This is a genomic window from Nonomuraea sp. NPDC001684 (assembly GCF_053596515.1).
In genome coordinates, this window is sequence record NZ_JBSFGJ010000530.1 from 1 (window position 1) to 5,966 (window position 5,966).

A 5,966-nucleotide genomic window follows, 5' to 3' on the forward strand; every position below is an offset into this window, starting at 1 on the left:
CCGCGCCGCGCACCTGGTGTTCGGCTACTCGGACCGCGACCACAACTGCCTGGTGGCCGGGTCCGGCTCCACGTGGCCCGCGACCGTGCGCACCCTCGACCTGGGCGGCGCGGCGAGCCCCGGATGGCGGGAGGAGGCGGCCGCCGCGGCGGCCTTCGGCCCGGACGGGGCCGCGCTCGCCCTCGGCTACCCGGGGCACGAGACCGGCCTCGTGCGCTTCCGGCTGTACGACCGGCGGACCGGCCGGCCCACCGCCGACCTCCCGGAGGTGGCCTGCCCCGAGCCGAAGTCGCAGATCCCGCAGTGCACGGTGCTGCTGGCCTTCGACGACGACGGGCGGCGGCTGGCCTACGGCGGCTCCCCCCTGGGCTACCGCTCGCTGCCCACCCGGGTGTCGGTGTGGGACGTCGCTCGCGCCCGCCTGTCGGACAGCCTGACGCTGGACGGCGACGCCCGCTCGGTCGGAGCCCTGGCCTTCGGCCCCGGCGGCACGCTGCTGGCGGCCTCCCCGCCCCTGGTGGGCCGGCTGAGCGTCTGGGACCCGCGCAGCCGGACCGTCACCAAGACGCTCCCCGACGTCACCGGCCACGAGCTGCGGACGGACCCCGACCGGCGGCTGCTGGTCACCTCCATGGGCGACCTCGTCGACCTGCCCTCGACGCGGCGGGTCCAGGGCCGGTACGGGCCCGGCCAGACCACCTCGCTGGCCTTCAGCCCGGACGGCCGGTACCTGGCCGCCGGGGACGCCACGGGCCGCACCGTCCTGTGGGACGGCCGCGCGGAGCGCCGTCTCGGCACGCTGGCGATCCCCACGACGGCCGCCGCCGACCGCAGCGTCATGGTCAACGCGCTGGCGTTCTCGCCGGACGGCACGGTCCTCGCGACCGGCGGCGCGAACGGCTCGCTGCAGCTGTGGGACGTGGCCTCCCGCCAGCCGATCGGCTCGCCGCTGCCCACGCCGGGCGACGCCGTCCTCGCGCTGGCCTTCGGCGACGGCGGCCGGGTCCTGTACGTGGCCGGGGAGCACGTCCCGGTCCAGCGGTACGAGCTCGATCCGGCCGCCTCGGCCGCCGTCCTGTGCCGGCGGGCCGGGGAGCTGACGTCCGCGGAGTGGCGGACGCACTTCCCGCAGCGCCCGTACCAGCGGGGCTGCCCGCCCGTCCGGTCGGAAGCGGCGGGCCGCGAGTAAGAATCGTCCCCATGGACTTCGAACGTGCCCGCACCGCCCTCGCCGCCGCCTACCGCGAGTTCACGGCCGCGGTGAGCGAGACCGATCCGCTCAGGCCCACCCGGTGCGCCGGTTGGGCAGGGGTGGATCTGCTCTTCCACGTGCTGTGCGACGCCCAGCGGGCCCTCGTCGCGTTCGCCACCCCGGCCGACGGGCCGCCCGACGTGGACCACGTCACCTATTGGAGCTCCTTCCAGCCCGTCCCGGACGCCCCCGAGGGCGCCGGGGGCGGCGCGGACGCCCACGCCTGGTGGGTGCGCAGGTCCGCGTCCGCCTTCACCCGGCCCTCCGGGGTGCTGCGGGTGTGGCAGGACACCGCCCCCGCCGCCGTGCGGGCGGCGCTGGCGGCCGACCCGGCGGGACACGTCGCCACGCAGGGCCACGTGATCGCCGTGCCCGACTTCCTGGCCACGCTGGCGACCGAGGCCGCCGTCCACCACCTCGACCTGCAGGCCGCGCGGCCGCCCGCCCGGGAGGCGCTGGAACTGGCGGGCGAGACCCTCGACGGGCTGCTCGGCGCGGACCGCCCGGCCCATCTGGACCTGATGACGTACGTGCTCGAAGCCACCGGACGGCTCCCGTCCGCCGACGACCGCTTCCCGCTGCTGAGCTGACCACCGGCACCGGCGAGTGAGGGCAGGTCAGGCGTCGTCGGGGTGCATGCGGAAGTCGTAGCGTCCGGGCAGCGGGTCGGTGGTCAGGCGCGACCACGTGTCGTGCAGGACGGCCTCGCCCTCCCGCAGGTCATCGACGTCGAAGCCGGCGTCGAACAGCGCGCGGGCGCCGTCCCGGTCCCCGGCGGCGAGCAGGGCGCGGGCGCGGAGCAGGACGGCCCGGCCGGTCGCGGGCAGCGTGTCCAGGACGGCCAGGCACTCGGCGGCCCTGCCGGCCTCCAGCAGCGCGACGGCCGCCTCCGCCGCCAGGCGCTCCCGGACGAGTCCGGCCGTCCGGCGGAGGGCTGTGAGGTACAGGGTGGCCCGTTCGTCCGGGTTCGCGGTGGTGCGGGCCAGGCAGCGGGTCGCCCAGGGGTTCGGGCGCAGCTCGGCGGAGCGCCGCCACGCGCGTACCGCCTCCGCGCGGTCCTCCGCGTGCCAGGCGGCCACGCCCAGGTGGTAGGCCGTCACCCAGGTCTCCGGCGCCCGCTCCAGCAGCCGCCGCCACGGCGCGGACACGAGGCTGTGCCCGGGATCCGCGCCGGGAGAGGGCTCAGGACGGGGGAAGGCCCCGGTGGTGAGGAGAGTCAGCCAGGGCGACTGGTCGGCGCCGAGGGTGGACCGGGGGAACGGGGTGCCGGGCGTGGCGACGCCGGCGCGCGCCACCTCCAGGGCGCCCCAGCCGGACCCCTCCGCCAGGATCCGGACGGGCTCCTGGTCGGCGTGCGGCCGCCACTTGCGCCAGGCGGCGGACACCTCGGCGGCCGGCAGCCGGGCCGCCAGCTCCTCCTCGGCCGCCCGCACCGCCTCCGACCAGTCCGCGCCGTGCACGGCGGCGGGGTCGGCGCGCAACGGCCCGTACGCCTCCAGCCAGGAGAACTCGCCCCCGCCGGGCAGCGGCACGTGTTCGAGCTGGGTACGGGCCAGCCCCGCCTGGATCTCCAGGTAGCCGCCGGTGCCGGGCTCGGTGAGCCAGTCCTGCCAGCGGCGCCCGCCCGGCCCGCGTCCCCACAGGAAGAGCTTGCGCCCGCGCAGCGACCTGGTGGAGGTGTGCACGAGGCCCGCGCCGGAGCCGTCGAGCGCGGCGATCCACGGACGGCGGTCGCCGAGCTCGAAGAAGTAGTCGGCGGCGTGGTCCGCGCGGGCCGGGTAGCTGCGGTCCAGGCCGTCCCAGACCGGGATCGGGACCTGTTCGAGCCGCCCGGCGTAGCCGAAGTGCCAGGCCGTGCCGGCCGGGGCGAGCACGCGCGTCCGCCCGGTCTCGGGGACGGCGATGTTCGACCACCAGTACGCCGGCACCTCGTGCGGGTGCGGGTTGCGCATGCGCACGCCCACGTACAGGAAGTCCGACCCGCGCGGCAGCCAGAAGTCGACCTGGTACGGCAGGTCCCGGGTGCGTTCCCACTCCCACACCCGGACCATCGGCGTGCCGTCGGGCCCCTCGGCCTCTCCGGCGAAGACCGGGCGGCAGGTCAGCGTGGTGTGCCCGGTCGAGCCGGAGTTCCACTCCACGCCGCCGGAGAACCAGGCGCCGGTCAGCCCGAAGTTCGCCGGTTGCAGCACCGGGTTCCGGTAGAGCAGCTCGCCGTGGTCGCGGTGGACCAGCGAGTACAGCCGGCCGCCCCAGCCGGGCAGCAGGGTCGCGGTCAGCCGGTCGTTGGCGAGCTGGATCGCCTCGACCCGGCGGGGCCGGCGCGCCCGGTCGTAGCCGTCCTGGACGCGGCAGGGCAGCACGGAGGCGAGCCTGCCGTAGGAGAGCTGGAAGGCCATGTCGGGCGGCGCGCCGGCGACCGTGGCCGCGGGCCCGGCGGCCTCGCCGAGGGGCGGCAGCGGGTTGTCCGGGCCGGGCAGGGCGACCGGCAGAGTGATCATGATGCGGCGGACGGTCGTCGTCATTTCCCCATCCCCAAGGTGATGCCTTCGGTGACGCGGCGTCCCACCCAGGCGAACAGGACCACCATGGGCAGCACGACCACGCAGACGCCGGCGAACATACCGCCCCAGTTGGTGCCGGTGTACTGCTGCTGCTGGGCGAAGCCGATCAGCGCCACCGGCAGCGTCTCCTTCTCGTCGTCCTGCATCAGCACCAGGGCGAGCATGGTCTCGTTCCAGGAGACGATGAGCTGCAGCACGAACACGGTGACCAGCCCCGGCCGGGCGACCGGCACCACGATGCGCAGGAACGTCCGCCACACCCCGGCGCCGTCCAGCGCGGCGGCCTCCTCCAGCTCGCCGGGCAGCGATCGGAAGAAGCCGGTCAGCAGGAAGACGGTGAACGGCATGGCCGTGCCGACGTAGGCCAGGGTGAGGCCGGTCAGGGTGGAGGTGAGCTCCAGGCTGCTCAGCATGAGGAAGATCGGCAGCAGGATGACCTGCGTGGGCACGCCGGTCCCGAGCGCGAACAGCAGCGTCAGCGGCCGTCCCGCCCGGTTCGCGGTCCGGGTCAGCGCGTACGCGGCCGGCGCGGCGACCACCACGGCCAGCACCGAGGACAGCACGCCCACGACCGCGCTGTTGACCGCGGCCCGGCCGAAGTTCCCGACCTCCAGCGCGGTCAGGTAGTTGTCCAGCGTCGGCGGGATCGGCAGCCGCCAGGGATGGTCGAACACGTCGCGGGTGCTCTTCAGCGATGTGATCAGCACCCACGCCAACAGCGCCACGTCGGCGGCGACGACCGCCCACACGGCCGCCTTCATGGGCGCGAGCCTCGTCGGTCTCATGGTCGGCCCCCCCTTTCAGAACCGGACGGCTTCACGGTCGAGCGCCCGCCGCAGCAGGAGCACCACGGCCGCCGCGATCAGCAGGCTGAACAGCGCGCTGGCGGCGGTCATCCCCAGCTCGGGCGGCGAGCCTGAGCCGCCGTACGTGGCCGCGTAGCTGTAGAGGGCGACGGTCCAGGTGCTGCTCGGCGGCGTGCCCGCGGTGCCGCCGCCGAACACCAGCACCAGCTCGAACACCTTGATCGAGCTGATGGTCCACAGCAGCGCGCAGACGCTGAGCACGTCCCAGGTCAGCGGGATCGTGACGTGCCGCAGCCGCTGCCAGGACGTGGCCCCGAGCAGCGCGCAGTCCTCGTAGAAGGAGGCGGGGATGCGGTCGACGGCGGCCATGATGATCGTGGTGTAGTACCCGACGGCCGCCCAGATCGCCACGATCATGATGAGCGTGAACGTGTTGTCCACGGCCAGCCACTTGGGCGGGTCGCTCACCCCGAAGACGCCCCTCAGCACGGTGTTGACCAGCCCGTCGGGGTTGAACAGGAACCCCGCCACGATGGCCGGCACCAGCGCGCTGACGATGTTGGGGAAGAACAGGATGTTGCGCGCGACCAGCCGCCCGCGCATCTCCCTGAGCACCATCGTGAGCGCGAACCCGGCGGCGAACGTCACGCCGCCGCCGACGACCAGCAGCTTCAGGGTGTTGAGCAGCGCGGTGTGGAAGACCGGGTCGCCCAGCAGGCGGGCGTAGTTGCGCAGGCCGACGAAGCGCGAGTCGCCGTACCCGGCGGTCTGCTGGAGGCTGATCCACACCGCGTAGCAGGCCGGGCCGAGGACGAAGACGCCCAGCAGCGCCAGGGCCGGGCCGACCATGGGGACGAAGGCCCGCTGCCGGGCCCGTACGGCCGGACCGGGCCGCGTCTCGGGTTCGGCCGCCATCAGCTGCCCTGGTTCTTCCAGAAGCCGGCCTGGACCGCGGTGATCTTGTCCACGAACCCCTGCGCGGTGAGCCTGCCGTTGAACAGCTCGCCCACCGTCGGGTAGTAGACCTTGTCGGTCCAGCCCGGCACGCTCAGCCCGGCCGCGAACGGGTAGGTCTCGGGCACGCTGTCGAGCTGCCGCTTCACCCCGGCCAGCGCCTCGGGCACGAACGCGTCCTCGCGCGGCGAGAGCACGGAGGCCGTCCTGGCCAGGTCGTCGGCGAACTCCTTGGTCGTCAGGTACGCGATGAACCGCTCACCGGCCTCGACGTTCCTGGCCTTGGCGGGCATCGCGAAGCCGAACTGCACGACCTGCCGTCCTGGAGCGACTCGGCCTTGTCGAACGAGACCGTGATCTGCGCGTAGGTGGGCAGGAAGCTGGTCCAGG

6 protein-coding genes are annotated in these 5,966 nt (G+C 74.6%); 2 read left to right on the forward strand and 4 right to left on the reverse strand.

Features of this window, described 5'->3' with window-relative positions; translation table 11 throughout:
* Positions 1–1,189: WD40 repeat domain-containing protein (locus ACWCSD_RS46150; protein WP_449925043.1), on the forward strand; the 1,189-nt coding region annotated here is incomplete at its 5' end.
* Positions 1,190–1,200: 11 nt separating this feature from the next.
* Entirely contained in the window at positions 1,201–1,842 is a 642-nt protein-coding gene (locus ACWCSD_RS46155; RefSeq protein ID WP_449925046.1) for a maleylpyruvate isomerase N-terminal domain-containing protein, read from the forward strand.
* Positions 1,843–1,869: 27 nt separating this feature from the next.
* Here the strand turns inward: ACWCSD_RS46155 and ACWCSD_RS46160 are convergent, their stop codons facing one another.
* The 4 genes from ACWCSD_RS46160 to ACWCSD_RS46175 are packed head-to-tail and all read right to left on the reverse strand — an operon-like array spanning position 1,870 to position 5,887.
* Positions 1,870–3,777 carry a DUF5107 domain-containing protein gene (locus ACWCSD_RS46160; RefSeq protein ID WP_449925049.1) on the reverse strand — a complete coding sequence of 636 codons (1,908 nt, stop codon included), beginning with the start codon at positions 3,775–3,777 and terminating at the stop codon, positions 1,870–1,872.
* Entirely contained in the window at positions 3,774–4,601 is an 828-nt protein-coding gene (locus ACWCSD_RS46165; protein WP_397165809.1) for a carbohydrate ABC transporter permease, read from the reverse strand. Before ACWCSD_RS46165 ends, ACWCSD_RS46160 begins: the two co-directional genes overlap by 4 nt.
* 15 nt (positions 4,602–4,616) lie before the next feature.
* Complete coding sequence (locus tag ACWCSD_RS46170) at positions 4,617–5,537, reverse strand: carbohydrate ABC transporter permease (protein WP_397165811.1); 921 nt, start codon at positions 5,535–5,537, stop codon at positions 4,617–4,619.
* Positions 5,537–5,887 (reverse strand): hypothetical protein, encoded by a 351-nt coding sequence (locus tag ACWCSD_RS46175; RefSeq protein ID WP_449925057.1) that lies wholly within the window; start codon positions 5,885–5,887, stop codon positions 5,537–5,539. Before ACWCSD_RS46175 ends, ACWCSD_RS46170 begins: the two co-directional genes overlap by 1 nt.
* Positions 5,888–5,966: the final 79 nt, after the last annotated feature.

Excerpts from the sequence above, each read along its gene's own strand:
- ACWCSD_RS46170 (WP_397165811.1), bottom strand. The coding sequence starts at position 5,537 with ATGGCGGCCGAACCCGAGACGCGGCCCGGTCCGGCCGTACGGGCCCGG.
- ACWCSD_RS46160 (WP_449925049.1), bottom strand. The coding sequence starts at position 3,777 with ATGACGACGACCGTCCGCCGCATCATGATCACTCTGCCGGTCGCCCTG.
- ACWCSD_RS46165 (WP_397165809.1), bottom strand. The coding sequence starts at position 4,601 with ATGAGACCGACGAGGCTCGCGCCCATGAAGGCGGCCGTGTGGGCGGTC.
- ACWCSD_RS46155 (WP_449925046.1), top strand. The coding sequence starts at position 1,201 with ATGGACTTCGAACGTGCCCGCACCGCCCTCGCCGCCGCCTACCGCGAG.